Annotated in this window: 1 protein-coding gene; it reads right to left on the bottom strand. The window is 61.4% G+C overall.

Annotation, left to right across the window (positions count from 1 at the left end; genetic code table 11):
* Positions 1 to 22: 22 nt before the first annotated feature.
* The gene (locus tag HNS03_RS25685) at positions 23 to 1006 is read right to left on the bottom strand and encodes an IS110 family transposase (RefSeq protein ID WP_367198888.1); all 984 of its coding nucleotides are present in this window, start codon (positions 1004 to 1006) and stop codon (positions 23 to 25) included.
* Between the last annotated feature and the right edge of the window lie 198 nt (positions 1007 to 1204).

The raw sequence follows: 1204 nt of genomic DNA, 5'->3' as shown, positions 1-1204 counted from the left end.
GCGCAAGCATCTGTGTTCGAGATCAAGCCCTTTGTGGCGCGTTTGCCTGCCAGCGGCGGTCCTCAGCGATGAGCGTGTTCGCGAGGATGACGAGTTTGCGGGCCATGGCCGTCATGGCGACCTTCGGGTTTTTTCCTTCGCTCACCAGGCGGCGGTAGAATGTCCCCATGATCCCGTTGCGGCGTGAGAGACCTACGGCGCACATGAACAGCATGCGCCGAACATAGGCCCTGCCGCCACGAATGCTGCGGGCTCCTTTTCTTGCACCGCTGTCGTTGTTCATGGGAGCCAGACCGGCGAGCGCGGCAATCTGCCGACAGTTCACCTGTCCCAGTTCCTCCAGCTCCGTGAGCAAGGTGGTGGCCGTGACCAGGCCGATGCCGGGAATAGAGGTGAGGATGTCGAAGCGATGGCGCAAATCGTCCTGGCCCTGGATCAAAGCCTGGATTTCCGTTTCCAAAAGCTTCTGATGCCGCTCGGCCATCTTGATCCGCGCTCGGATCTGGCGCTGCGCGAGGGGATGCTCCGTCTCGTAAAGCTGACGCTTGAGCGTACCGACCTCATCGAGCACCTGCCGTCTGGCGACGTTCAGGTCGCGCAAGGCCTTGTGCTGGACGGATTGCGGCGACGTCGGCTGCGGCCGCAGAAGCATGGCGAAGCGGGCCAGCACCTGCGCATCGATGGTGTCGGTCTTCGCCAGTCGCCCCACCGCACCAGCGAATTTGCGGCTGCGGAAGGGATTGATAACGGCGACGGCGAACCCGGCCTCGTGCAGGGCTTCATGTGCCTTGCGGTGATAGCGGCCCGTCGCCTCAAGGGCGACCAGCCGAACCCGATTGCGTCGGCAGTGCAGGACCAGCTCTCGAAGCCCCTTTGCATCATTGTCGAACTGGCGGAGCTCTCCGGCAGGAGAAATAAACACATCGAGCGTTCGCTTGCCGACATCGATACCGGCATAGCTGTGCTCATCGTTATTGGCGGGCAGCGGGGTGATCTCGTCTTGCATTCGGGACATGGTCGCATTCCCAATCATCTGTTCAGAGCAAAACCCTCACGCGGCCCGATCAAGCTTGCGACGGCCCTGATAAGCCCAAGATGTGACGATCCAGACCGCGCCCCGAACACCGTCACGGCGAAACCACCTGACGTCATTCAGGACCCCATTCTTGCTGGGAAAAGGGCTTCGCAGAGAATGCAAGATGTG

It is taken from the genome of Amorphus sp. 3PC139-8 (assembly GCF_040750475.1).
In the GTDB taxonomy this organism is placed as follows: domain Bacteria; phylum Pseudomonadota; class Alphaproteobacteria; order Rhizobiales; family Amorphaceae; genus Amorphus.
The sequence above is the reverse complement of the archived record's forward strand: the minus strand, read 5'-3'. Positions and strand labels throughout refer to the sequence as shown.